Below are 24,072 nucleotides of genomic sequence, written 5' to 3'. Positions count from 1 at the left end.
TCAACAGGGTGCAGAGCAGCACATAAACTCTGATCACAGCTGCACAGTCAGATGTAAGCAGGCGTTTGAACTTGTTCAAAGTATCGCGAGCTAGGGCAAGACAAGGCGAAAACAGCCGAGGAAGCGGGGTTTACTTATGGTAAATGAGCATTCCGAGGCTATTTTTAACGCCGTATTGCTGACGCATAGCAGACCGAAGACAGGTTCTTTGAGCTTATTGACGATCTGTCACGAGCAGCTGTCAGCAGGGTGCAGAGCAGCACAGAAACCGGAATGTACGTGGGTACATGAGGATTTCGAGCAGCACATAAGCCCTTATCACAGCTGCACAGTAAGATCGTAAACAGGTTCTTAGTGACCGCCCAGGGTCTCCAGCACCGACCACTTACCACCCACAACCTTGTACACCGTGATACCACCAACCTTCAGATCGCCGTATTCATCAAAGGCGATGACGGAAGAGGTCACACCGGCATAACTTTCCTTGGCCAGCACAGGCAAATAAACCTTGGGATCGGTGGAGTTGGCCTTTTTCATGGCGGCAATCATCTGGCGGGCGGAGTCATAACCGTAAGGGGTATAGATTTCCATTTCCTGGTACTTGGCTTTGTAACGGGTTTCGAAATCCTTACCGCCGGGCATCTTTTCCATCGGCACACCAGCAAGCGACGCAATACTGCCTTCAGCATCCTTACCAGCCAGCGAAAGGAAGCTGTCGGTACGCGTCATCTCGCCCGATACCAGCGGAGCTTTCAGACCCAGGCGCTTGAGCTGAATGGCCATCGGCCCAGACTGGGCGTCTGCACCGCCGTAGAAGATGACATCCGGCGGCGTTGCCTTGATCGCGGTCAGAATACTGGCGAAATCCGTAGCCCGGTCGTTGGTGAATTCACGCTTGGTAATTTCGGCACCTGCAGCTTTGGCAGCCTTTTCAAACTCGTCCGCCAAACCTTGGCCATAGGCCGTACGGTCGTCGATGATAGCGATCTTCTTGGCACCCAGCTTTTCCACCACATATTTACCCAACACACTGCCTTGTTGGGTGTCGTTAGTCATGGAACGGAAAGTGGTCTTGAAACCTTGCCGGGTGTAGGCAGGAGCTGTCGCCATTGCAATCTGCGGAATACCTGCGTCGGAATACACTTTGGAAGCCGGAATCGATGTACCCGAGTTGAAGTGGCCAATAACACCCATCACACCGCTATCCACCAGCTTTTGGGCGATTTGTGCGCCGGCTTTCGGATCAGCCTGATCATCTTCCGACAGCAACTCAAACTTCACTTTCTTGCCGCCGATTTCAGGGTTCAACGCGTTTTCATCGTCAATCGCCAGCGACACGCCATTCTGGTAACCCTTGCCATAGTGCGCTTGTGGACCAGTCAGCGGAGCGGCAAAACCGATCTTCACCACTTGCGCATCGGCAGCAGCCGAACCTCCTTCCGCAGGTGCTTCCTCTTTCTTGCCGCAAGCCGCAAGCACCAATGCCGCAGTCACTGTCAGCGCAAATACATGGGTCTTTTTCACAGTCATCCTCATCTCTTTGGTAGGTACATCCGCCCCACACCTCAACTTGCATCTGGAACGGGTAGAAACATACAGCCTGTTCAAAATCCTGCTGCACCAGCTTGTAAAATAAGACTCTCAGAGCCTGTTTACGTTCTGTCACGCGTTACACAGCAGGATCGCCAGCAGCGGCAAAACAGGCGTCAAACAAACCATTCGCGCAGCCGTATTATGGCCATGCCGGCAAGATTGTAGTCCCGCCCCCCCGCCTACAGACTGGGGAATTCCCTAAACTGGCACAACCGCCCATCGCCTATTTCGGCTATCAAACATGTTGCTACTTGGCATTGACTTCACCAGCCGCCCTAGCAAAAGCAAGCCTATTACCGTGGCGCAAGGCCGGTTGAACGGCAATGTACTTGCATTGCACGCCCTGCTTCACTTAACCGACTTCCATGCTTTTGAAGATTTGCTGACACAGCCAGGCCCCTGGTTGGCAGCGTGCGATTTTCCATTCGGTTTGCCACGTGAACTTGTTCAGACACTGCAATGGCCGACCCAATGGGACATGCTGATTCGGCAACTGGCAAACCAATCCCGTAGCGAGCTGGTGGATACATTCAAAACGTTTTGTGCATCCCGCCCTGTCGGCAACAAATTCGCTCATCGCGCGACCGACCTGGTAGCACGCTCAAGCCCTTCTATGAAGTGGGTCAACCCACCCGTCGCATTCATGCTGAAAGAAGGAGCTCCCCGCTTACTGGCAGCTGGTGCGCACCTTCCCGGCCTACACGAAGGAGATGCCAAACGCGTGGCGTTGGAAGGCTACCCCGCACTACTAGCCAGATCGATTATCGGCAATGCCAGTTACAAGAGCGACGAGAAAGCCAAGCAGACCGCTGGCCGACAAGCGCATCGCGCAACGATCGTGCAGGCACTAATAGAAAGTAGGCACCCGCTTGGCATGCAGCTGCATATCAACGACGCGACGACAGTACAGTCCCTTATCGAGGAAGGCAGTGCAGATAGACTCGATGCCGTGCTGTGTCTGATGCAGGCCGGCTGGGCAGCGACACGTCCGCATCATGGGTTACCGCTTTCCATCGATCCGTTGGAAGGGTGGATCGTCACGACACAGCCAAGTTAGAACCTGTTCAAAGTCTTCTGTGCGTCGGCAGTACGGCGTTAAAAACACCCTCGGAATGCTTATTTACCATTTGTAAACTCCGCATCCTCAGCTGAATTTCGCCTTGTCTTACCCTGGCTCGTGAGACTTTGAGCAGATTCTTTAGATGGACACACGAAGCTTACGTTGACGGCTAACCCGGGTTTACAAGACGAGATAATTCCGACAGACTATAAAAGGTCTTATTGGTCAATGACTTGCAATCAATCAGTCGAATGACCAATCTTTTTTCTGTTTTTACCAACTGATTTTCCATCTCTTGCGTCCCTCGGGTTCGCGCCGATTGCCACCACTCAGGTAATCAACTTGGGGCCTCCCCGGCTCCTGCTCCATCCGCTCTCAATCGCTGTTTCGCCTTGTTGCCACCGGCTATTTCCACGGCTGGCACCTCATTTTTCTATCGCAGTACCGGCGAAGCAGCACATTAACCGGAGATAAGCATGGTATTTCGCCTTTCCCTCGCCTTGGTCGGCCTGTTTCTTGGCTGGGGCATCATTGCACCTGGCCAGCTCGCCAGCACCACCCATTTCCTTCTTGATCAGACCCTGAGCAGATTCGGCTGGTTCTACCTTCTGACCATGCTGACTTTCCTGCTGTTCGCCATGTTCCTGGCGCTAAGCCGCTTTGGTCAGATCCACCTTGGCGGTCACGATGCGAAGCCTGAATTTTCGCGCCTTAGTTGGTTTGCCATGTTGTTCGCCGCCGGTATGGGCATAGGCCTCGTGTTCTATGGCGCAGCAGAACCCTTATCGCACTTCGCCAGCCCGCCATTTGGCGTTAAGGCCCTTACCGCACAGGCAGGGCGTGAAGCGATGCGGAAAACCTTCTTCCACTGGGGGCTGCACCCTTGGGCTGCATATAGCATCGTCGGCCTCGCGTTGGCTTACACCCAGTTCAATCTGAAACGTCCAGCACTGTTAAGTGCCGCGTTGGAGCCTTTGCTGGGACGGCATGCCCAAGGCTTGGTCGGCCAGAGCATCGACATATTAGCCATTCTTTGCACCACTTTCGGGGTAGCCACCTCTTTAGGGCTGGGCACACTGCAAATATCCACAGGGTTGCAAGTTGTTTTTGGCATCCCGAATGGCACCACCACCCAGCTGGTGGTGATTGCGTTGACCACGGTTGTATTCCTCACGTCCGCCCTTACTGGCTTACAACGCGGCATACAGTGGTTGAGTAATGCCAATCTCGGTCTGGCGGGTGCACTGGCGTTACTGGTGCTTGTCTGTGGCCCAACATTGTTCATTCTCGATGTCTTCACCACCACGCTGGGCGGTTACCTGAACAACCTGCTGAGCACCAGCCTAAAGCTCGCCCCCTTCGTGGGCGATAACTGGATCAAGGACTGGACCGTGTTCTATTGGGCCTGGTGGATTACCTGGTCGCCCTTTGTCGGCCTTTTCATCGCTCGCATCTCACGTGGCCGCACCATTCGCGAATTCGTGCTTGGCGTGATGTTCGCGCCCACCCTGCTGAGCTTCGCCTGGTTTGCCATCTTTGGCGGCACCGGCTTGCATCAGGCCATGTTCGATGGCGCACCCATGGTCGCCGCCGTACAAACCGATATCGCAGGCGCCTTGTTCAGCCTGTTTACCAACTTGCCCATGGCGCAATGGCTGTCGCTGATCGCACTGCTGCTGTTAGGTGTGTTCTTCGTCACCTCGGCCGATTCCGCCACTTTTGTGCTCGGCATGTTGTCCAGCAACGGTGCTGCCGACCCGTCCGCACGTATCAAGTTATGTTGGGGGCTGATGATTTCGGGTATTGCCAGCGTATTGTTGTTGTCAGGCGGATTAAAAGGGCTGCAAGCCATGGTGATCATCACCGCCCTGCCCTTCGCGATTTTAATGTTGGGCTTATGCTGGTCGCTCTACCGCGTTCTGGATACCGACCTTAACAGCCAGCAACAACGCGAGTTGCAGCACGGACCAAAGCGGGATGGCCTATTGACTTACTGAGAGCCTGTTCAAAGTCTCGCGAGCCCAGCTAAAGAGGGACAAAGCGAAAACACCTGAGGACGCAAAGTTCATATAAGTAGTAAATGAGCATTCCGAGGGTGTTTCAAGCGCTGCACTTCCGATGCGCAGTGGCCAGTGGCTCGGCCAAGGCAAGTTTGGCGCGATATACCTCACCAATCAGCAAGATGGCAGGGCCCGCCAAGTGCCAATCAGCCGCCTTTGGCAACTCGGCCAGCGTGAGCGGCCATTCGCGCGAACTGGGTAGAGATGCATTCTCCACAATCAACAGCGGTGTGTTGGCCGGCATGCCGGCCGCCAATAATGCAGCAGCGACCTCCGCAGCCTGCTTCACCCCCATATACAACACCACCGTGTCCGCTGCCACGACAGGTTTGACCCAGTCATTCGGGTCTTCTCCATACCCTACCCGCGCGGTGGCAAACAACACATTGCGCGCAAGACCACGGCTGGTCAGCGACACGCCGGCATCCGCACTCGCCGCCAGCGCAGCTGTCACCCCTGGCACCACCTCGTATTCGACCCCAGCCTCATCCAATGCTGCAAGTTCTTCCTGTGCACGGCCGAATAACATCGGGTCGCCTCCCTTGAGGCGCACCACCACGGCATGCTTTTGTGCAGCATCAACCAGCATCTTGTTGATGAAGCGTTGCTGGGTGGAAGCGAGGTTGCAACGTTTACCCACGTCGATCAATTCCGCCCTCTGGCAATAGTCGAACATTTCGGGCTGAACCAGCGCATCGAAGAGGACAACATCCGCCTGCTGTAGCAAACGCATACCGCGAACAGTGATCAGATCCGCCGCGCCAGGCCCAGCACCAATCAGATAGACTTTGCCAGCCATGCTCTACTGGCCTCGACGGCGAAACAAAGGCAACGGTTGATCCACTGCGCCCTGGTACGCATTATTGAAGTCATTAAGCCCCTTGGCAGCCTCTTCCGCATCCTTGTCAGGCCGGATTTCAAAGGCATCAAAACCGCAGCGGCGCAGATAGAACAAGGTGTCCTTGAAAACATCCCCCACCGCGCGCAGCTCGCCCTGAAAACCATATCGCTCACGTAACAGCCGACCGATGCTGAAACCACGGCCATCGGTAAACGTTGGGAAGTCCACCGCAATAATACTTAGCTTGGCTGCATCCACACCGAGCACTTCCGGTTCGTCATCCGGTGCAAGCCAGATACCCACATCCGCACGGTTGATCAACTCGTCACGACGTGCCAACCATGCCTTCAGCGTGATGAGACTGTTTGGCGGTACGGGTTCGTCCTCTATTTCACTGAAGCGCAGCCAGGGGTTGGCCAAAAACCCATGCTGGCCACTGGCCCTATTCAGCTTGAGCAGTTGCGGCGGCTTATCCATGAACCCGCTCCTTCTGGTAGACACGGGTTTTAAAAGGCTCTATTCCCAGCCGGTCGAATACATCAAGGAAGCGCTCGTCACCCAACCGGTGCTCGACAAATACGTCGATGATCTGTTTAACCACGCCCGGTACCTCATCCTGGGCAAAGCTTGGGCCAATCACCTTACCCAGGCTCGCGTCATGCCCCTGGCGGCCACCAAGCGATACCTGGTACCACTCGGAACCACTCTTATCCACACCAAGAATACCGATGTGGCCTACATGGTGATGACCGCAGGAATTCATGCAGCCAGAGATATTGAGGTCGATATCACCCAGGTCGAACAAATAGTCTTGGTCGTCGAATACACGTTGAATGCTTTCAGCGATCGGAATCGACTTGGCATTGGCCAGATCGCAGAAGTCGCCTCCTGGGCAGCAAACAATATCCGTAAGCAACCCAATATTCGGTGTGGCGAATCCCAGCTTCTTTGCGGCTTCCCACACTGCCCATAAGTCGGATTGTTTGACGTCCGCCAGGATCAGATTCTGCTCGTGGCTGACGCGTATCTCACCAAAGGCATATTGATCTGCCAATTCGGCCACAGCATCAAGCTGCACATCGGTCGCATCACCAGGGGCAATGCCGGTAGCCTTCAACGACAAGGTAACTGCGGCATAACCCGATTGCTTGTGCTTGAAGACATTGCGTTCCACCCAGCGCGAAAAAGCTTTGCTTTCAGCCTTTTGCTTGGCAAAGCCGGTATCCTCTGAAGGTAAAGGCTCGTAAGGCGGGGATGTGAAGAAGCCGGCCATACGGTCGATTTCGGCTTTTGTCAGCGTCATCGGGCCATCTTTCAAGTAAGCCCACTCGGCCTCTACCTTGGCGGCAAACGCCTCCGGTATCATGGCTTTGACCAGAATCTTGATGCGTGCCTTGTATTTGTTGTCGCGACGGCCATAGCGGTTGTACACACGCAATACAGCATCCAGATAACTCAGTAGGTGTTCGCAGGGTAGAAAACCACGGATTACCGCCCCCACCATCGGGGTACGGCCAAGTCCACCGCCAACTATCACCTTGAAGCCAACCTCCCCGGCCTCGTTCCTGACGACATGGATGCCAATATCGTGCACCCAGGTTGCAGCACGATCTTGTAGCGAACCACTGACGGCAATCTTGAACTTACGCGGCAAGTGGGCAAATTCCGGGTGAAATGTCGACCATTGACGGATGATTTCGCACCATGGGCGCGGGTCGATCAACTCATCATGTGCAACACCAGCGAACTGGTCGGTTGTCGTGTTGCGCACGCAATTGCCACTGGTTTGCACCGCATGCATTTGAACGCGGGCAAGGTCGGCAAGGATGTCGGGCACATCCTCCAGCTTTGGCCAGTTGAATTGGATGTTCTGCCGAGTGGTGAAGTGGCCGTAGCCGCGGTCGTACTGGCGCGCAATCTGAGCAAGCGCCCGCAATTGATCACTACGCAGGTAGCCATACGGTATGGCAACGCGCAACATAGGGGCATAGCGTTGAATGTAGAGGCCATTTTGCAGCCGTAACGGGCGATACTCCTCCCCACTCAATTCGCCAGACAAAAAACGGCGGGTTTGATCACGGAACTGAGCAACACGCTGGTCAACAAGCTGCTGGTCGTAATCGTCGTAGATATACATAGGAACTGCCGATCGGGAAACCTAGCTGGTCAGACCAGAATAGCAGTGCACCCATATGCAAAAAACGAAGATTTTCATCTATAAATGGCGATTTAAATGCATATAGATTTCGTGACAGATTGCCCACAAATCATGCCCGCTTGTACACCAGCAAGCCGGGGGAAAAACCACCGTTTATAATCGCGGCCACACCGGCTTTCATGTGCCTGTTTAGACTTGACAGGCAAGGCACATGACCGTGGCGAGGATGTGAAATGGCGCCAGCCAGACCTCATCGCATCAAACTGTCCAGCCGGTGGAAACAATAACGTTAACTGCAAGTCACAGTGATCCTGACCTTGCTGCCGCCAGAGAAGAGATATGGCCAAACTCGATGCCAATACCCCTCAAGCCATCCAGTTGCATGACTACACACCTCCTGTTTTCATGATTGATAAAGTCGATTTGACTTTCGATCTGGATGAAACCCAAACCCGCGTCACCTCACGTCTGGTGCTACACCGCAACCCCGAACATGCCGATCCGCGTGCAGCCTTGTGCCTGCATGGTCGTGAATTGACGCTCGAGTCGATCAAGCTTGATGGCGAGACATTGGCTGCTGACCGTTACAAACTCGATGACGAGTCGCTGACCATTACGGCAATGCCCGACAATGCGATTCTGGAAATTGTCACCCTCATCCACCCGGAAACGAATACGAGCTTGAATGGCTTGTACCGCTCCGGCGCCAACTTCTACAGCCAGTGCGAAGCCGAGGGTTTTCGCAAGATCACTTACTATCTGGACCGCCCGGATGTAATGGCTCGGTTTACAACAACCATCGTGGCCGACAAACAGAAGTGGCCCATCCTGCTGAGCAACGGCAACAAAGTCGGCGAGGGCCAGCTTGACAAGAACCGCCATTGGGTGAAGTGGGTAGATCCGTTCAAAAAACCAGCCTATTTGTTCGCGCTGGTTGCCGGCAAGCTCGTCAAGCTGTCGGATAAATACCGGACGATGTCCGGGCGCGAAGTCATCCTGGAAATCTTTGTCGAACCGGCAGACCTAGATAAATGCGACCACGCCATGACCTCGGTCAAGAAAGCAATGGCATGGGATGAACAGCGTTATGGCCTGGAATACGATCTGGACACCTACATGATTGTCGCTGTGAGCGACTTCAATATGGGGGCAATGGAAAACAAAGGCCTGAATATATTCAATACCAAGTACGTGCTGGCGCGACCGGATACTGCGACCGACATGGACTTCGATGGCATCGAATCCGTCATCGCCCACGAGTACTTCCACAATTGGACCGGTAACCGCGTTACCTGCCGCGACTGGTTCCAGCTTTCGCTCAAGGAAGGCCTCACTGTCTTCCGCGACCAGGAATTCTCGGCCGATATGGGCAGTGCCGACGTCTGCCGTATCGATGCGGTACGGGTTTTGCGTACCCACCAGTTCGCCGAAGATGCTGGCCCGATGGCACACCCCATTCGTCCGGAAAGCTATATCGAGATCAACAATTTCTACACCGTCACCGTGTACGAAAAGGGCGCTGAAGTCGTACGCATGTATCAGACCCTGCTGAGCCGTGATGGCTTTCGTAAAGGGATGGATCTTTACTTCAAGCGCCACGATGGCCAAGCCGTCACCTGCGATGACTTCCGTGCCGCCATGGCGGATGCCAACGAGTATGACCTCGACCAGTTCTCACGCTGGTATTCACAAGCCGGTACGCCAGAACTGACTGTACGCGGCCGTTACGACGCTACAGCGCAAACCTATACGCTGGATATCGCCCAACGCTGCCCCGCAACGCCAGGCCAGCCAGAAAAACTGCCGTTCCATATCCCCCTTGCCCTGGGCTTGGTTGGCGGCGACGGTCAAGACTTGCCCTTGCAACTGGCCCAGGATGCGGCTGCCACCACGGGTACTCGTGTGCTGTCTATCAAGGCCGTCAATGAGTCGTTCACCTTCATCAATGTGAAGGAAGAACCCGTGCCCTCACTGCTGCGCAACTTCTCGGCACCGGTAAAGCTGGACTTCCCCTACAGCCGTTCACAGCTGGTCCATCTGCTGGCGCACGACAGCGATGCATTCTGTCGCTGGGAGGCCGGCCAAACACTGATGGTGCAGGATCTGCAGGTACTCATCGATGCCGCCCATGCAGGTGAGTCGCTTGTACTGAACGACGATTTCGTCGCGGCGATGCGTCTGGTATTGACCAATGAGACGCTCGACCCAGCTCTGGTCGCATTGATGCTGACCTTGCCTGCTGAAACCTATCTGGCAGACCAACAGTCGGAAATCGATCCCAATGCCATCCGCGCTGGACGTGATGCAATGAAACTGGGGTTGGCCCGTGCTTTACGTAACGAGCTCAGAACCTGCTTCACCCGCATGCAGGACGATAGTCCCTACCAATTCGAAGCCGCTGCCGTTGCGCGCCGCTCATTGAAAAACGTTTGCTTAAGTTATCTTGCTGAGCTCGATGAACTTGGCCTGATAGAACTTGCCAAACAACAATACGCCACAGCAAACAACATGACCGATGCCCAAGCAGCACTGGCCGGCTTGGTGAACTGGCAGGAAGGCAATGTTGCGCTTGATGCATTTGCCCAGAAATGGGCTGACGATGCTTTGGTCATGGACAAGTGGTTCACATTGCAAGCACTTAGCCATCGCCTGGGTACTGTCACCCATGTAAAAGCATTGATGCAACACCCGGCCTTTTCCATCACCAACCCAAACAAAGTCCGCGCGCTGATTGGTGCGTTGCTGCACAACAATCTGGCTGGCTTTCATACGGCAGATGGGTCGGGCTACATATTCGCAGCCGATACCATCCTGGCGCTCGACAAGCTGAACCCCCAGGTTGCCGCCCGCTTGGCGGGTTGTTTCAACCGCTGGAAAAAGCTTGAGCCTAAACGACGCGCGGCGATGAAAAATGCGCTGGAACGTTTGGCAGCGCATGCCGATTTGTCACGTGACGTATATGAAATCGTTTCCAAAAATCTCCAATAGAGCATGACTATCGCGCCTGCCAAGTACCTTGCCGTCAAGGGCAGGCGTGGTCTAATGTTTGGGAGATTCGAATCAAAGGATGGTGCAAAATGCAGGCCCCAATTTTGCTGGTGGAAGATAATCCGGATGACGAAGCACTGACCCTGCGGGCCTTCGGTAAAAATGGTATCCAGAACCCGATCGTCGTAACCCGTGATGGCCAGGAAGCCGTGGACTATCTGTTCGCACGAGGCAGCCACTCGAATCGCAACGCGGAAGAACTTCCCGTATTGATATTGCTCGACATCAAGCTGCCCAAGCTCAACGGTATTGAAGTCCTACGCCAGATACGCGCCAATGAGGCCACCAAGCTGATCCCGGTCGTGGTGCTGACTACTTCCAAAGAAGAAGACGACTTAGTCAGAAGCTATAGCCTCGGTGCCAATAGCTATATTCGTAAGCCCGTTGATTTCATGCAATTCATGGAAGTGGTCAAGCAGGTCGGCATTTATTGGCTGATGTTGAACGAGCCCGTCAAGCCTTAAGGCTGATCCATCGGCTAACAACGTAAAGCAGCACTAGAAATTGAAATGTACGCAGGTATAGGAGGCATTCAGGCAATACAGCAAGCCCGATAAGGGACGTGGAGTAATACAGTGAACAGGTTCCCAGACGACTGATACGGCTGACATATGGTCGATACGTCGCCTCTCGTCAAATCGCTCAAGGTGCTCGTCGTCGACGACTCGGAAGATGACGCGCTCTTGAATGTCCTCGCCCTGCGCCGCCAGGGTTTCGAGGTGAACTATCGTCGGGTCGAAGCAGAAGAAACCATGCGGGAAGCGCTGGAGAAGGAGACCTGGGATCTTGTCCTGTCCGACTACTCCATGCCACATTTCTCAGCCCAGCAAGCCCTTGCCGTATTCCGCGAACGTACCCTGCTCATCCCCTTTATCGTGGTAACCGGCACAATCGGTGAAGAATCCGCCGTCGCCATGATGAAGGCGGGCGTCAACGACTTCATCCTGAAGACACATCTGAAGCGACTTGCCAGTGTCGTAGAACGGGAGCTGCGCGAAACCGGCAACCGGCGCGCCAAGTACGATGCCGAAGTTGCGCTGCGTGAAAGCCAGGAACGTTACGAGCTCGCCATCCGTGGCGCAAACGATGGGCTTTGGGATTGGCATATCCGGGAAGAAACGCTGTACGTCTCCCCACGCTGGAAGGTACTGCTCGGCTATACCGAGGACGATGAATTCGCCCCGCTGCCGTCCACTTGGCGTGCGCTGATGCATCCGGATGAAGTAGAGAGCATACGCAGCCAGTTGATACGCCACCTCAAGGGAGAAACCCCTCACTTCGAAGCAGAGCAACGGCTGCGCCACCGCGATGGATCATGGCGCTGGATGCTTACCCGCGGCATGGCGCTAATCGACCCCACTACCGGCACGGCACATCGTATGGCCGGTTCGCTTACCGATATCACCGAACGTAAGCGCGCCGAAGAGCAGATGCTGTACGACGCATTACACGACAATCTGACTGGGCTGGCCAATCGGGCCATGTTCACCGACTTCCTCGGCTTTGCACTTGGCCATGCAGGCCGTTCGAGCGATTACCTGTGTGCCGTACTTTGTCTGAATCTGGAGCGTTTCCGTTATATCAACGACAGCTTTGGCCATACCAGCGGTGACCGCATCCTGCGCATCACAGCAGAACGGCTCAGCCAAGTCCAACGTCCGGGCGACGTCGTAGCGCGCTTTGGTGGCGATGAGTTCGCCATCCTGCTCGACGCGATAGACGACCCGAATGATGCGATCCGATTTACCGAACAGATGCTGGATGAGCTGGCCAAGCCCGTCGATATCGAAGGCAACGAGGTATACCCCGGCGCCCGCGTGGGTATCGCGCTTTCCACAGGTGGCTATTCCCACCCCGAAGAAATGATCCGCGACGCCGACACCGCCATGCACCGGGCCAAACAGCATGGGCGCGGCAAATTCGAGGTATTCGACCGGGCCATGCAAGGCACGATGCTGCGCGCTCTGAAGATGGAACAGGAAATGCGCCGCGCCTTGGCGGAACACGAATTCCTGCCGTTCTTCCAACCCATCGTTGACTTACAGTCGGGCCAGATCGCCGCCTTCGAAGCGCTCGCCCGCTGGCAGCAACCCGATGGCAAACTGGTCAACCCTGCGGAGTTCATTCCACTTGCCGAGGAAATCGGCCTGATCAACATGATAGGCCGGCAAATGCTGGAAAGCGCCGCCTTGCAGATCGCCGCCTGGCAACTGCAATTCCCCGACATGCTGTTGAGGGTCAGCGTCAACTTATCGGGCAAACAGTTCGATCAACCCGACCTCATCGAGCAGATCGACCAGGCGATCGCCGATGCCAACATCGTCCCGGACCGCCTTGAACTGGAGATCACCGAAAGCATCCTGATGGACAACACCGATGCCATCATCGCCATGCTGGAAGCAATCCGCAGCCGGGGGATCCAGATATTGATGGACGACTTTGGTACCGGTTACTCGTCGCTATCGTATCTGCATCGCTTCCCGTCCAACGTACTGAAAGTGGATGGCTCATTTGTGCGGCAGATCACCGAAGACCATTTCAGCCGAGAGATCGTCCGGGCGATCGTTCTACTGGCACGCAATCTCGGCATCAGCGTAATTGCAGAGGGCGTGGAAACCGCTGAACAACTCGCCGCACTGCGCGACATGGCCTGCGACTTCGCACAGGGCTACTACTTCGCCAAACCCCTACCCTCCGCTGCCGCTACAGCACTGCTGGCAGAACGCAAGGTTTGGTAAGCTCTACTTCTCAACCTGCCAACATTATCTGGTCCCGACCAAGCCGTTTGGCGCCGTACATTGCCTCGTCAGCCCGAAGCAGCATGGCATGGCCGTTTTCTTCATCCTTAAGCTGGGCCACCCCGGTGGAGAAACGGATATCGACATTCCTTCCCCCTTGAGTAAACAAGGTCTTGGCATTCACGTCGCGCAGGCGGTTAACGAGAAACTGCGCGCCATTGATATCGGTTTCAGGTAGTAACAGCAGAAACTCCTCTCCGCCGTAACGGATCAGGATGTCGCTTTCACGCAGCACGGCTCTGATGATGCTCGTAAAGTGAACCAGTACCTTGTCACCCACCAGATGCCCGAACCTGTCGTTGACCTGCCTGAACTCATCCAGGTCGATCATTGCCGCTGACATAGGCAACCGCGCACGCCGGGTCCGCTTTACTTCGGCAGCCAGCAAATGTTCCAAACCCTGCCGGTTCAATGCACCTGTCAGCGGGTCCTGTTCCATGGTCTTGCGATTGATAGCGAGTTCGGACTGAATCTTGACTACCGCCGTCTTCAAATCCTGTAAGTCCCGATGCGAAGCACTGATGTTATGACAGACCGAATCAGTGGATTCGATCAGATTATTCAATGCTTTCTCAAACGCTTCCTGGCTGAGTTTCGTCTTGAGTCCATCAAGAGACTGATTCATGACTTCACCGCCGCGGACCAGATCTTCCAGCAAAGCGCCGGATGTCTCGGTCATGCCATCAAGCACATCCGATACCCTGAACAACACCTGATACGCGCTCTTCAGCTCTTCTTCGCTCTTATCCATGGGCGACTTGATTGCCGCGATGGCATTGTAGAATTTGGTGTAATTTTCTGGTGTTGGCGCCAAGCCCAATTCAGCGAGCCGCCTTAAAGCGATGCGCGCAATATCGGCTGGTGTAAGTGTGGGCGAGGAAGGAGCTGTCATAGGGCCTCGTTCATTATCATCAACCCAAGTTTCAGGTCAGAGCCTATTACCCAGCGCCTGCCATACGGCAGGCGTAACCGGAATTCCTCCTCCAATGCATATCCATATTCTCGGTATTTGCGGCACTTTCATGGGCGGTATCGCCCAACTGGCCCGTACTGCAGGCCATAAGGTGACCGGCTGCGATGCCAACGTCTACCCCCCCATGAGCACGCAGCTGGAAGCTGCCGGTATACATCTCATTGAAGGCTACTCGCCCGATCAGATCAATCTCCATGCCGATATTTACGTCATCGGCAATGTGGTGTCTCGTGGCAATCCGTTGATGGAAGCCATTCTGAACGGGGGCCTACCATACGTCTCCGGTCCGCAATGGCTGGCTGAACATGTCCTGCGTGACCCATCCTTTCCCAAATGGGTATTAGCGGTTGCCGGCACCCATGGCAAGACCACTACCACCTCGATGCTGGCCTGGATTCTGGAATACGCCGGCCTGGCACCCGGCTTCCTGGTCGGTGGAGTGCCGGAGAACTTTGGCGTTTCAGCCCGAGCGCCGGGAGAGCCACGCCAGGAAAAAGGCGGCCGCTCGCCTTTCTTCGTGATCGAAGCGGACGAATACGACACCGCGTTCTTCGACAAACGCTCGAAATTCGTCCACTACCGTCCCCGCACAGCAATCCTGAACAATCTGGAATTCGACCACGCCGACATTTTCCCGGACCTACCCGCTATTGAAACGCAGTTCCACCATTTGGTGCGCTCCGTACCCGGTCAAGGCCGATTGATCGTCAATGGCCATGAGGCCAGCATGCAAAGAGTACTGGCGCGAGGATGCTGGTCAGAGGTCGAACACTTTGGCGCAACAGACCCGGACAGCGGCTGGCAGGTAGGCAGCCAATATGATGATGGCTTCGAAGTACGGCTTGATGGGCAGACTCAAGGCAGGTTGCAGTGGGCCTTATTTGGCGAGCATAACCAGTACAACGCACTGGCCGCATTGGCTGCAGCCCGCCATGTGGGCGTCAGCACCGAAGTTGGAATCGCCGCCCTTGGAGAATTCAAGAACGTAAAACGGCGTATGGAAGTACGGGGCGTCGTACGGGGCGTGACTGTCTACGATGACTTTGCCCACCATCCCACTGCGATTGCAACAACGGTTGCGGGCCTGCGCAGTAAGTTGAGTACCGGCCGTATTTTGGCGGTGCTGGAACCGCGGTCCAACACCATGAAACTCGGGACGATGAAAGCCTTGCTGGCCGATAGTCTACGTGATGCGGACAAGGTGTTCTGCTATGCCGCCCAATTGGGGTGGGACCCGGCAGAAGCATTAACTCCGCTGGGCGAGCGGGCACAAACGATGATGGATATGGACCAATTGGTCGCCACCATCGTGGCAGAGGCACGCTCAGGCGACCAGATACTGGTCATGAGCAACGGTGGCTTTGGCGGCATCCACCAACGTCTGCTCGACGCCTTGAATGCCTGAGGTTTTTTGTACTACAGGTGGTTGGCAAGCTTAAACAGGAAAAAACATCTAAAACACATAGGATTCTAGAAGCCTGATCACGGCTGAATAGTAAGGTTGAGCAGGTTCTAGAACGCGTCTTCTCCACACGCCTTACCAACCCGGTAACCAGCATGCATAACGAGGCCTTAGTCAAAAAGTTGATCACTACGGTGAATCTCTTCAAGGCGTTTACCGCAGAAGAAGCGCGTGACTTCCTCCGCCATTGCCGTATGGAAAGCCATCCATCCGGTACGCGCCTGATCCAGGAAGGTGACCCCGGTTATGCCTTATATGTGCTGATGTCGGGCAAAGTGGTGGTCAAGCGTCGTTCGAGCACAGGGGAACATGAATTAGCAAGGCTCGGGCAAGGCGAAACCTTTGGTGAGCTGGCGCTTCTGGACCACCGTGCACGATCCGCCAGTGTCGAAACCTTGGAGCCTGTACGCGTGCTTGTCTACGAACGGGAACGCGCACTATGGACTGCCGCGGAGGCTGCCAAGCTATATAGAAACCTGGCGCTGATGCTGGCAGGCAGGCTGCGTGCTGCAGATGATAGATTGGCAGAGCTGACCGAAGAAAAACAAGCCCATTACCAAGCAGTGCCCGCCCAGATGGCGAATAACAAAGCCCAGGAATCCAGCAGCTCAAAGATTTCAGGCAAACAGCCCAAGTCTGCTTGAATGCCCTCCAGCTAGCGCATAAGCCCAGATCACAGCTACACAGTAAGATAGCGACAAGCTTTCAGAACCTGTTCAAAGTCTCGCGAGCTAAAGCAAGACAAGGCGAAAACAGCCGAGGAAGCGGAGTTTACAAGTGGTAAATGAGCATTCCGAGGCTGTTTTCAACACCGTATTGCTGACGCGCAGTAGACTTTGAATAGGTTCTCAGAAATAGCCACTGAACTGGTAACGCCCCGCCGGATGATAGAGCTTAGCCATGCTGGCGACCTGGCTTGCAGAGAAAGTACGCCGATGCAGTACCAGACAGGGTTCGTCACGGTCCATTGCCAGTTTGGCGCGAGCCGTGCGATCGGGCCGGCTCGCTTCAATACGATATTCAACGCGGGAAAGCGGCGCCACCCGCATCAGATACTCATTCGGCGTACTTACCGTGTAGTCCTGGCCAAGATAATCAGGCGCCAAAACGGGGTTCACCCAACGATCTTCCAGCTGAATGGGCACCCCATCCTCATGGTGCAGAATCAGGGAGTGAAATAGCCGCGCACCAGGCCCCACGCCCATTTCCGCCGCCAGCGCAGCATCGGCCTTCACCGCTTGCAGCCTGAGCACCTCGGCGCTGTGGGCATGTCCGCGCGCGCGGATTTCATCGGCAATGCTTTTGATCTCGATGAGCGTGCTCTGGTACTTGGTCGCCGCCACAAACGTGCCCGCACCCTGGCTGCGGGTCAGCACACCTTCTGCCGCCAGCTCGCGAATCGCACGATTCACGGTCATGCGCGCCACCTGAAAACGCTTCACCAACTCATTTTCAGATGGCACCAAGTCTCCCTCGCGCCACTCACCTGCTTGAATGGCAGCAAGCACATAGTTTTTTATCTGCTGATAAGCAGGTGTCGTCATACCTGTGAGTCAAATCGTAATGGTGACATGGTAGCGAATAAGCCCCGTTTTACCAGCCCGGTCACCACAGCAATGTCGGGGGCGAAATAACGGTCGGCATCATAATGTTTTACATGCTCCCGGATCAGCCGCATTGCTGGTGTCAGGCGTGAAGATGTCTGGTGCGGCGCACGCAAATCCACCCCCTGCGCAGCCGCCAACAATTCAATACCGAGAATGTTGGCAACGTTGTCAACAATCTCGCCAAGCTTACGCGCCGCAAAGGTAGCCATCGAAACGTGGTCCTCCTGATTCGCCGACGTCGGCAGGCTGTCCACCGAAGCTGGGTGAGATAGGGTCTTGTTTTCACTCGCCAACGCAGCAGCCGTCACATGGGCAATCATAAAGCCGGAGTTCACCCCACCGTCACGCACCAGAAACGGCGGCAGACCCGATAGCGATGCATCAACCAGCAACGCAATCCGGCGCTCGGCCAATGCGCCAATCTCTGCCAATGCGATTGCGAGATTGTCCGCGGCGAACGCCACAGGCTCAGCATGGAAGTTACCACCCGAAATCACCTCGCCTGTATCCGGGAATACCAATGGGTTGTCCGACACGGCATCCGCCTCGCGCAACAGCACCACCGCTGCGTGATGAATCTGATCAAGCACCGCACCCATGACCTGCGGCTGGCAACGTAGGCTGTATGGGTCTTGTACCTTGCCACAATTCTGATGGCTATGATTGATACCGGAACCCGCCAGAAGCTCACGATAGGCCAACGCTGCTGCAATCTGCCCTGGGTGGCCGCGCAGCTGGTGAATGCGGTCGTCAAACGGCGCAACAGACCCAGCAGCAGCATCGACACTGAGTGCACCAGCAACCAAAGCGGTCTGATACAAATCTTCAATCGCGAACAGGTTCACCAATGCGATGGCCGTCGAGGCCTGGGTGCCGTTAAGCAAGGCCAAGCCTTCCTTCGCTGCCAACGTCATGGGGCTCATACCCAACCGGGCCAGCCCTTCCGTCGCCGGCAGGGTTCGGCCATCGCAAAGCACCTCCCCTGCACCCAGCAGCACCGCTGCCATATGCGCCAATGGCGCAAGGTCGCCGGATGCCCCAACCGAACCCTTCGCAGGAATACACGGCAGGATATCTGCATTGAGCAGCTTGAGCAGTGATTCGATCACTTCCAGCCGGATGCCTGAAAAACCGCGGCCCATGCTGGAGATTTTCAATGTCAGCAGCAGGCGTACTATTGGTGCCGCCAGAGGCTCGCCAACACCCACGGCATGCGACAAAACCAGGTTCTTTTGCAAAAGTTCAAGTTGATCTGCGGGAATATGCGTTGAGGCAAGCCGGCCGAAGCCAGTATTGATGCCATAAGCAGGGGCACCTTTAGCCACGATGGCTGATACAGTCCGACTGCCTGCCTCAATACCTGGAATAGCCGCAGGATCCAATGTGATCTGCACCCCACCAGCCATGATCTGGCGCAGCTGAGCCAAGGTGAGTTTGCCAGGAGTCAGTGTAATTTTTTGCATTGGCCATTCCATCATCGATTGTGGGATGACACGCAGACTACACCGACAAATTTGTATAGACAAGCAAACTGCCTAAGTACCTGTTTATGATCTGTGACAAGCAACCGTCAGCAGGGTGCAGAGCAGCGCAGAAACCGGAATGTACTTGGGTACATGAGGATTTCGAGCAGCACATAAGCCGTGATCACGATTGCACAGCAGACTTCGAAAGGTTCTAACGCGGTTTGGTGGAAGTGGCTTTCGTCCCTGTCGCAGGTGCATTTGGCGGACTCACCAATTTATCTCGCAAAGCACTGGTATCGATACGATAAGTCGGTGATGCCAAAGGCCCTGTCAACTGGATAGGAATGTTAACTCCGCGTAGAGCATCAAGCTCTGGCACACCAGTTCCGCCGGCCACCACGGCATTCATCTGGTAGTCAACTTCACCCCGCCCCAAGTCGACGTGCCCTGTGCCACTGAGCTTGAAGTACGGTGCACGTACCTGAAGGTCGCGGCTCTCCGCTATACCGTCCTTGAGTACAAAGCGCGCAGACAAATCGGAAAAGCGTGTCCGTCGTGTTGTATCGGCAGGCAGGATATCGCCTGTCAACTTGGCCAGATTGCTGCGCAGGTCACGGAGCATATCGCCCAGATCCAGGCCGCTGACGGTACCGCGGGTCAAAGTCAGGTCCACACGACCTGACAGACCTTGCCGCATGTCATTAAGGCTTTGCGCCGACGTATTGACGTCCACATTCAAGTTGCCATGCCCAGAAAGCCGTTCCAGACCAACCGCATCCGACAGCAGAGCGGCGATTTCCATCCCGGCCAACGTCTGAGTAAGCTGCAAATGGGGGGTTTTACTCACATCCAGCAGCAACTTGCCCTTAAGCTGGCCGCCATAGATATCCGCCGCCAGGGGTTCGAGCACCAGCTTCTTTTTTGCAGCTTCGAGATGGGCCTGCAGGTTGAATACGCGATATCGACCTATATCCAACTCACCCAGGCGGATATCGCCGCGGGCATTCAGTCTCTCCAACCAGCGCCAGTCGAGTTGCTGGGCTGGGTCCAGCAAGGGTTCGCTATCGGCCACAGGTAAGTAGGGCGTCAGATCCAACCTGGCCAGATCAAAACCAAACGCATATTTCGGGCTGACGAAATCCTCCAGCGAGAACTGGGCAGTCACCGGTGCATCGTCGAGCTGACCACGGCTCTCCCAATCGAAACGTTCGCGCTCCAGGTCTAGCGCGGCGCGCCCTCCCAGCTCCAGTTTGATGGCACCACGTGGCAACGCCTTGTTGCGGTAAGCACCGGTCAACTCAAACCCTTGCAGCACCAGCTTGCTCCAACCCTCGATACGCAACGGGCTTTCGAAATCCAATTGGGCATTTTGATGGTCATCCAGCAGCTGCAGGCGTACACGTGCCGCATCGGCAAGCAGGGTTCCCCTGGTTTCCGCGGCCAACTTTTCCACCTTCAACTGGCCGGCCAATTCCCGACTGCTACTCTTGATGCCGAACTCAGCTTCGAGCTGGCCGGTCGACATTCCCGCCTCGCCTAGTCTTAATTCCGGTGTTTTGAAACCTGCCTGCCAACGCTGGTCACCATGCTGCATGCTGGCCTGAGCTGTTGCATTGGCCAGCACGCTGCGCCATGGCAAGCCGGCAAGATTCAAGTCGCCATTCAACGCAAACCGGCCGTCATGCCACTCCTGGGTCTCGACATTGATGCCCAGTTTGAAACCCTTCAAACGCGCCGTCAGCTTGTTGCGATCAAGGCGAAGACCACTATCGATACGTAAACCGCCTCCCCATTCCGGGGCAGCCACATTGCCCAAGACCGTCACCGCACCAGTTTCTCCTTCGGGGTCCAAAGCATGCAGGTCCAGCTTGGTAAAGCGCGTTATACGGTCATTATCCCGCCAATCCAGGGCGGCTCCAACGAGATCAATGCGGGTCGGGTGCCAGTCGATCCGGCTCTTCTTGGGCCGTTCGGCCAGAAGATCGTCACAATTGAGCCGACCATCTGCCAGCGGAAAAACCGCAAGGCGCAACCCCTCCACCCGGGCATCCACCACTTCTGCCCGGCCTTGCAGCAGGCTGTTCCACCCCAGTGAAAAGCGCGCGCTGGAAAATTGGGCGAATAATGAACGTCCATCCTGTTCGCTCATCGCCACGCCTTCCAAAGTCACATTCGGACTAGGTAACAAGGAAAGGCGCAACGCGCCGATTTGGACATGGCGACCGAGCGACTCACTTGCTTCAGCTGCAAGATGCTGACGCAGCGTAGTCAAGTCGACCAGCGGAATCGCTGCAACCAGGGCCAGTATTGCAACGACAGTGTAGAAAAGGCGGCGTAGACCGCGTGGAAGTTGGTGCAAAGGCATAGGGGGATTATCCCTCTCAAGCGCCGGATTGGGGAATTGCTCTCATTACCAAGCTGGATAAGGTAATCCCTAACCAATACATAGGCTGGCTAATCCCCGAACCTGTTTAACTATTAGGCCAACCCTGCTGCTACCATGCCCGCTCTGCAACAAGGAGCGACAACATGAGCCAGCCTTTTCAGCCTCACCTGAGCGAAATCAAGGTACGCGGCTACCATCTCGATCTATATGGTCACGTGAACAACGCGCGTTATCTCGAATTCCTTGAAGAAGCGCGCTGGGGCTTTACTGAAACCTATGGCTCATTGGAAGCATTTACCGAGGCAGGCCTCGCGTTCGTTATCGTCAACATCAATATCAACTACCGCCGCGCCGCCTTGATGGGCGAACAGTTGGTCATCGAAACCGCCATGCAAAAGATTGGCAGCCGCTCTGCTGTCATTCACCAGGAGGTCAAGCTCAAAGGCACCGACACGATCGTGGCTGAAGCCGATGTCACTTTTGTCGTCTTCAGCCAAAAAGCTGGCGGTGCCGTCGCCATGGAAAACGAAGTGCGCGCGATGTTTGAGGCGCTGCCGGCTTGGCCTGCAAAAGTTTGAACTTGTTCAATAGTTAACCAAAGCCACTTATCCATTCATAGCTGCCATGGCCGTAAAGAAAAAGGCGTGCAATGCTTGCACGCCTTTTTCCATCTACCGCCGCCGCAACCGATCGCTGTCTTATTGAACAGTCTTCAACAACTTCTCAACCAAACTCTGCAAATTCACCAACGAGAACAGATGCGCATACACCAGTGCCATACGACCATCCTTCACCCAGGTGGCGACGGTATCCGCAGGCAGTGCCCGCAGCTTTTCCTCATCGACCACCCACATGCCATCCATGCTGACCTTCTCGCCATTGGGTAGCTCGGTGGAAGCAGATACCTGATGCAGCAGGCCCAGCTTGGAAAGCTCGTTGATAAACTCGGTAGTGCGTTTGGCATCGTCACGCGACTGGAACATCAGCTGGGCGAACTGTTTCATTGGTTCGGTAGCCTCGCCGTTCTCGAATGCGTTGGCATCAGCATCGCGACGCACGCCTGCAAGTGCGCTTTCTTCCACGCACAGCACCGCGTCATTGTTTTCCACTTCAACAGTCACAAAAGGGAAACGACGTACAAAGAACGGAATGTACTGAGCGGGCCACACCCCAGCAGCATCGACAAACAGATTCTGCTCGGTCTTCAAACCCAGCATGGCGGTAGCGGCGTATTCATTCTCGCCGGTTTGTGCGAACACAATCGGGTACTCGCGCATGGCATTGGCGAACTCACCACCAACCAGGGGCACAGCATGCACCTTGGCGGCAAAGGCGAAGTTTTCAGCCAGACTCAATTTCAGGTCGGCATGCTTCTTTGCATCGACCGCGACGACATCTTTGTAGAACATGGTTTTCCCTCTCAGGCGCAGACGCCTTGCTTTATTCCGGTGGTGTACCGGGCGCCGGCGACTTTGCCAGCATCAGAACGGCAAAGATAATAACCGTACCGCCAAACCACTGCGAGAAGGAAAGACGCTCACCCAAAAACCATGCTGCCAGCAATACCGTTACAACAGGTTCGAATGTAGACAACATGGCAGCTTCCGAAGCCCCCAACCGAGCCAGCCCAGCAAAAAAGGTCAGTGCGGCTAGAACGCTACACAACAATCCCAGCGCCAATAATGCCCACCAACCCAAGCCGGTTTGGGGCATGGTGGGGGGTTGAATTGCCGCCACCATGCCAAATGTAAGCAGACCGCCCAACATCACCAAGGTTGTACTGGCCAAAGTACCTGCCTGTGGTGTCAGCTTTGTACCCACCACGATGTAAATCGAATAGATCAGTGCCGCACTCACGCCGAACGCAATGCCTATGGGCGAACCCGATAGCGCATCACCCACCGTCAGCACCAAACCGGCGCAGGCAAGAATCAGCGCGACAAGCTTGCAGCGCGTCAACACTTCCTTCAACCAGACAGCCGCAATCAGAGTGACGATGATGGGGTAGGTATAAAGCAGCAGCGCCGTCAATGAAGCGCTGGCGTACTTCAAAGCAGTGAAGTAGCTATATGCCTGCCCTGCATAACCTACCGCCCCCATGCTGAGCAGCCCCAGCACCAGCCAACCACGAGGCCAGGGCTCCCGCCGAACCAGCATGATGCCGACGAGGCAAACCGACGCAATCAAGAATCGCGACAATAAGACTGCCTGTGTATCTGCGCCAGAATCGTAAGCCAGGCGTGCAAACAAGGGCATGACGCCAAAACAGGCGGAGGAAAGCAGAATTAATAGTGCGCCGGAAATGCGGCGACGGCCCAACGCATCCATCAACAGGCACTCCAATAAAAACGCCCCGACAGTAGCCGGGGCGACGAGAGCGAATTAATCAGCTTGAACCGATCTTACTGCACAACCGTGATCTGGTTCCAAGAACCTGTTCAAGATTTATCGCGAGTAGCTGTCAGCAGGGTGCAGCGCAGAAACCGGAATGTACTTAGGGTCTGTTGACGTTTTGACTTCGGTATATTGAAGAAGCGCAGCAAACCCGCAGAATTACGGTTCCTATACCAATCACCCTGCGGGTTTGCTATGCCCCGATTGATGCTCAGTGACGAGCTTT

18 protein-coding genes are annotated in these 24,072 nt (G+C 55.3%); 8 read left to right on the top strand and 10 right to left on the bottom strand.

Going from position 1 to position 24,072, the window contains the following annotated elements; translation table 11 throughout:
- Positions 1-351: 351 nt before the first annotated feature.
- On the bottom strand, positions 352-1,530 hold the full coding sequence (locus tag ACUHMQ_RS14200) for a branched-chain amino acid ABC transporter substrate-binding protein (protein ID WP_445296119.1): 1,179 nt from the start codon (positions 1,528-1,530) through the stop codon (positions 352-354).
- A 304-nt stretch (positions 1,531-1,834) separates the two neighbouring features.
- Here ACUHMQ_RS14200 and ACUHMQ_RS14195 point away from each other — a divergent pair, with 304 nt between their 5' ends.
- Together ACUHMQ_RS14195 and ACUHMQ_RS14190 are read left to right on the top strand one after the other, a co-directional pair.
- Positions 1,835-2,650 (top strand): DUF429 domain-containing protein, encoded by an 816-nt coding sequence (locus ACUHMQ_RS14195; RefSeq protein WP_445296118.1) that lies wholly within the window; start codon positions 1,835-1,837, stop codon positions 2,648-2,650.
- 479 nt (positions 2,651-3,129) lie between these two features.
- Positions 3,130-4,650: a BCCT family transporter gene (locus tag ACUHMQ_RS14190; RefSeq protein WP_445296117.1), complete on the top strand. Its 1,521-nt coding sequence runs from the start codon at positions 3,130-3,132 to the stop codon at positions 4,648-4,650.
- Positions 4,651-4,753: 103 nt separating this feature from the next.
- Here the strand turns inward: ACUHMQ_RS14190 and cobA are convergent, their stop codons facing one another.
- From cobA to ACUHMQ_RS14175, 3 genes are read right to left on the bottom strand one after another with little or no spacing between them, the layout of a single operon-like run.
- Complete coding sequence (gene cobA / locus ACUHMQ_RS14185) at positions 4,754-5,512, bottom strand: uroporphyrinogen-III C-methyltransferase (protein WP_445296116.1); 759 nt, start codon at positions 5,510-5,512, stop codon at positions 4,754-4,756.
- Positions 5,513-5,515: 3 nt separating this feature from the next.
- Positions 5,516-6,031: a DUF934 domain-containing protein gene (locus ACUHMQ_RS14180; protein WP_445296115.1), complete on the bottom strand. Its 516-nt coding sequence runs from the start codon at positions 6,029-6,031 to the stop codon at positions 5,516-5,518.
- Complete coding sequence (locus ACUHMQ_RS14175) at positions 6,024-7,691, bottom strand: nitrite/sulfite reductase (protein ID WP_445296114.1); 1,668 nt, start codon at positions 7,689-7,691, stop codon at positions 6,024-6,026. The genes ACUHMQ_RS14180 and ACUHMQ_RS14175 overlap by 8 nt, the downstream gene beginning before the upstream one ends.
- 360 nt (positions 7,692-8,051) lie before the next feature.
- Between ACUHMQ_RS14175 and pepN the strand changes: the two genes are divergently transcribed.
- The 3 genes from pepN to ACUHMQ_RS14160 all read left to right on the top strand — a co-directional run bounded on the left by pepN (position 8,052) and on the right by ACUHMQ_RS14160 (position 13,498).
- Positions 8,052-10,700 carry an aminopeptidase N gene (pepN, locus tag ACUHMQ_RS14170; protein ID WP_445296113.1) on the top strand — a complete coding sequence of 883 codons (2,649 nt, stop codon included), beginning with the start codon at positions 8,052-8,054 and terminating at the stop codon, positions 10,698-10,700.
- A gap of 89 nt (positions 10,701-10,789) precedes the next feature.
- Positions 10,790-11,224, top strand: a complete 435-nt coding sequence (locus ACUHMQ_RS14165; protein WP_445296112.1) for a response regulator — start codon at positions 10,790-10,792, stop codon at positions 11,222-11,224.
- A 147-nt stretch (positions 11,225-11,371) separates the two neighbouring features.
- Positions 11,372-13,498, top strand: a complete 2,127-nt coding sequence (locus tag ACUHMQ_RS14160) for a putative bifunctional diguanylate cyclase/phosphodiesterase (protein WP_445296111.1) — start codon at positions 11,372-11,374, stop codon at positions 13,496-13,498.
- Between the two features lie 10 nt (positions 13,499-13,508).
- Here the strand turns inward: ACUHMQ_RS14160 and ACUHMQ_RS14155 are convergent, their stop codons facing one another.
- Complete coding sequence (locus ACUHMQ_RS14155) at positions 13,509-14,450, bottom strand: GGDEF domain-containing protein (RefSeq protein ID WP_445296110.1); 942 nt, start codon at positions 14,448-14,450, stop codon at positions 13,509-13,511.
- Positions 14,451-14,544: 94 nt separating this feature from the next.
- On the opposite strand from ACUHMQ_RS14155, the gene mpl reads away from it, so the two are divergent.
- Entirely contained in the window at positions 14,545-15,936 is a 1,392-nt protein-coding gene (gene mpl / locus ACUHMQ_RS14150; RefSeq protein WP_445296109.1) for a UDP-N-acetylmuramate:L-alanyl-gamma-D-glutamyl-meso-diaminopimelate ligase, read from the top strand.
- 152 nt (positions 15,937-16,088) lie between these two features.
- On the top strand, positions 16,089-16,637 hold the full coding sequence (locus ACUHMQ_RS14145; protein ID WP_445296108.1) for a Crp/Fnr family transcriptional regulator: 549 nt from the start codon (positions 16,089-16,091) through the stop codon (positions 16,635-16,637).
- A gap of 204 nt (positions 16,638-16,841) precedes the next feature.
- Here the strand turns inward: ACUHMQ_RS14145 and hutC are convergent, their stop codons facing one another.
- From hutC to ACUHMQ_RS14130, 3 genes are all read right to left on the bottom strand, one after another.
- Positions 16,842-17,537 carry a histidine utilization transcriptional repressor HutC gene (gene hutC, locus ACUHMQ_RS14140; RefSeq protein WP_445296107.1) on the bottom strand — a complete coding sequence of 232 codons (696 nt, stop codon included), beginning with the start codon at positions 17,535-17,537 and terminating at the stop codon, positions 16,842-16,844.
- A complete protein-coding gene (hutH, locus tag ACUHMQ_RS14135) occupies positions 17,534-19,063 on the bottom strand; it encodes a histidine ammonia-lyase (RefSeq protein ID WP_445296106.1) in 1,530 nt (509 codons plus the stop codon). The genes hutC and hutH overlap by 4 nt, the downstream gene beginning before the upstream one ends.
- Before the next feature lie 214 nt (positions 19,064-19,277).
- Positions 19,278-21,431, bottom strand: a complete 2,154-nt coding sequence (locus tag ACUHMQ_RS14130) for an AsmA family protein (protein WP_445296105.1) — start codon at positions 21,429-21,431, stop codon at positions 19,278-19,280.
- A 164-nt stretch (positions 21,432-21,595) separates the two neighbouring features.
- Here ACUHMQ_RS14130 and ACUHMQ_RS14125 point away from each other — a divergent pair, with 164 nt between their 5' ends.
- Positions 21,596-22,030 (top strand): acyl-CoA thioesterase, encoded by a 435-nt coding sequence (locus ACUHMQ_RS14125; protein ID WP_445296104.1) that lies wholly within the window; start codon positions 21,596-21,598, stop codon positions 22,028-22,030.
- Between the two features lie 120 nt (positions 22,031-22,150).
- On the opposite strand, the gene ACUHMQ_RS14120 is transcribed toward ACUHMQ_RS14125, so the two are convergent.
- Together ACUHMQ_RS14120 and ACUHMQ_RS14115 are read right to left on the bottom strand one after the other, a co-directional pair.
- Complete coding sequence (locus tag ACUHMQ_RS14120; RefSeq protein ID WP_445296103.1) at positions 22,151-22,861, bottom strand: SapC family protein; 711 nt, start codon at positions 22,859-22,861, stop codon at positions 22,151-22,153.
- Between the two features lie 31 nt (positions 22,862-22,892).
- The gene (locus tag ACUHMQ_RS14115) at positions 22,893-23,780 is read right to left on the bottom strand and encodes a DMT family transporter (protein ID WP_445296102.1); all 888 of its coding nucleotides are present in this window, start codon (positions 23,778-23,780) and stop codon (positions 22,893-22,895) included.
- Positions 23,781-24,072 lie beyond the last annotated feature (292 nt).

The sequence above is a fragment of the Chitinimonas violaceus genome (genome assembly GCF_052601015.1).
This window is presented reverse-complemented; position numbering and strand designations above follow the sequence as displayed.

Bases quoted from the DNA above. Each gene is read 5' to 3' on its own strand.
- ACUHMQ_RS14155 (WP_445296110.1), bottom strand. From the start codon at position 14,450: ATGACAGCTCCTTCCTCGCCCACACTTACACCAGCCGATATTGCGCGC.
- ACUHMQ_RS14175 (WP_445296114.1), bottom strand. From the start codon at position 7,691: ATGTATATCTACGACGATTACGACCAGCAGCTTGTTGACCAGCGTGTT.
- ACUHMQ_RS14200 (WP_445296119.1), bottom strand. From the start codon at position 1,530: ATGACTGTGAAAAAGACCCATGTATTTGCGCTGACAGTGACTGCGGCA.
- hutH (WP_445296106.1), bottom strand. From the start codon at position 19,063: ATGCAAAAAATTACACTGACTCCTGGCAAACTCACCTTGGCTCAGCTG.
- ACUHMQ_RS14145 (WP_445296108.1), top strand. From the start codon at position 16,089: ATGCATAACGAGGCCTTAGTCAAAAAGTTGATCACTACGGTGAATCTC.
- cobA (WP_445296116.1), bottom strand. From the start codon at position 5,512: ATGGCTGGCAAAGTCTATCTGATTGGTGCTGGGCCTGGCGCGGCGGAT.
- ACUHMQ_RS14120 (WP_445296103.1), bottom strand. From the start codon at position 22,861: ATGTTCTACAAAGATGTCGTCGCGGTCGATGCAAAGAAGCATGCCGAC.
- ACUHMQ_RS14130 (WP_445296105.1), bottom strand. From the start codon at position 21,431: ATGCCTTTGCACCAACTTCCACGCGGTCTACGCCGCCTTTTCTACACT.
- ACUHMQ_RS14125 (WP_445296104.1), top strand. From the start codon at position 21,596: ATGAGCCAGCCTTTTCAGCCTCACCTGAGCGAAATCAAGGTACGCGGC.
- ACUHMQ_RS14160 (WP_445296111.1), top strand. From the start codon at position 11,372: ATGGTCGATACGTCGCCTCTCGTCAAATCGCTCAAGGTGCTCGTCGTC.
- ACUHMQ_RS14115 (WP_445296102.1), bottom strand. From the start codon at position 23,780: ATGGATGCGTTGGGCCGTCGCCGCATTTCCGGCGCACTATTAATTCTG.
- ACUHMQ_RS14190 (WP_445296117.1), top strand. From the start codon at position 3,130: ATGGTATTTCGCCTTTCCCTCGCCTTGGTCGGCCTGTTTCTTGGCTGG.
- ACUHMQ_RS14165 (WP_445296112.1), top strand. From the start codon at position 10,790: ATGCAGGCCCCAATTTTGCTGGTGGAAGATAATCCGGATGACGAAGCA.
- pepN (WP_445296113.1), top strand. From the start codon at position 8,052: ATGGCCAAACTCGATGCCAATACCCCTCAAGCCATCCAGTTGCATGAC.
- ACUHMQ_RS14180 (WP_445296115.1), bottom strand. From the start codon at position 6,031: ATGGATAAGCCGCCGCAACTGCTCAAGCTGAATAGGGCCAGTGGCCAG.
- mpl (WP_445296109.1), top strand. From the start codon at position 14,545: ATGCATATCCATATTCTCGGTATTTGCGGCACTTTCATGGGCGGTATC.
- hutC (WP_445296107.1), bottom strand. From the start codon at position 17,537: ATGACGACACCTGCTTATCAGCAGATAAAAAACTATGTGCTTGCTGCC.
- ACUHMQ_RS14195 (WP_445296118.1), top strand. From the start codon at position 1,835: ATGTTGCTACTTGGCATTGACTTCACCAGCCGCCCTAGCAAAAGCAAG.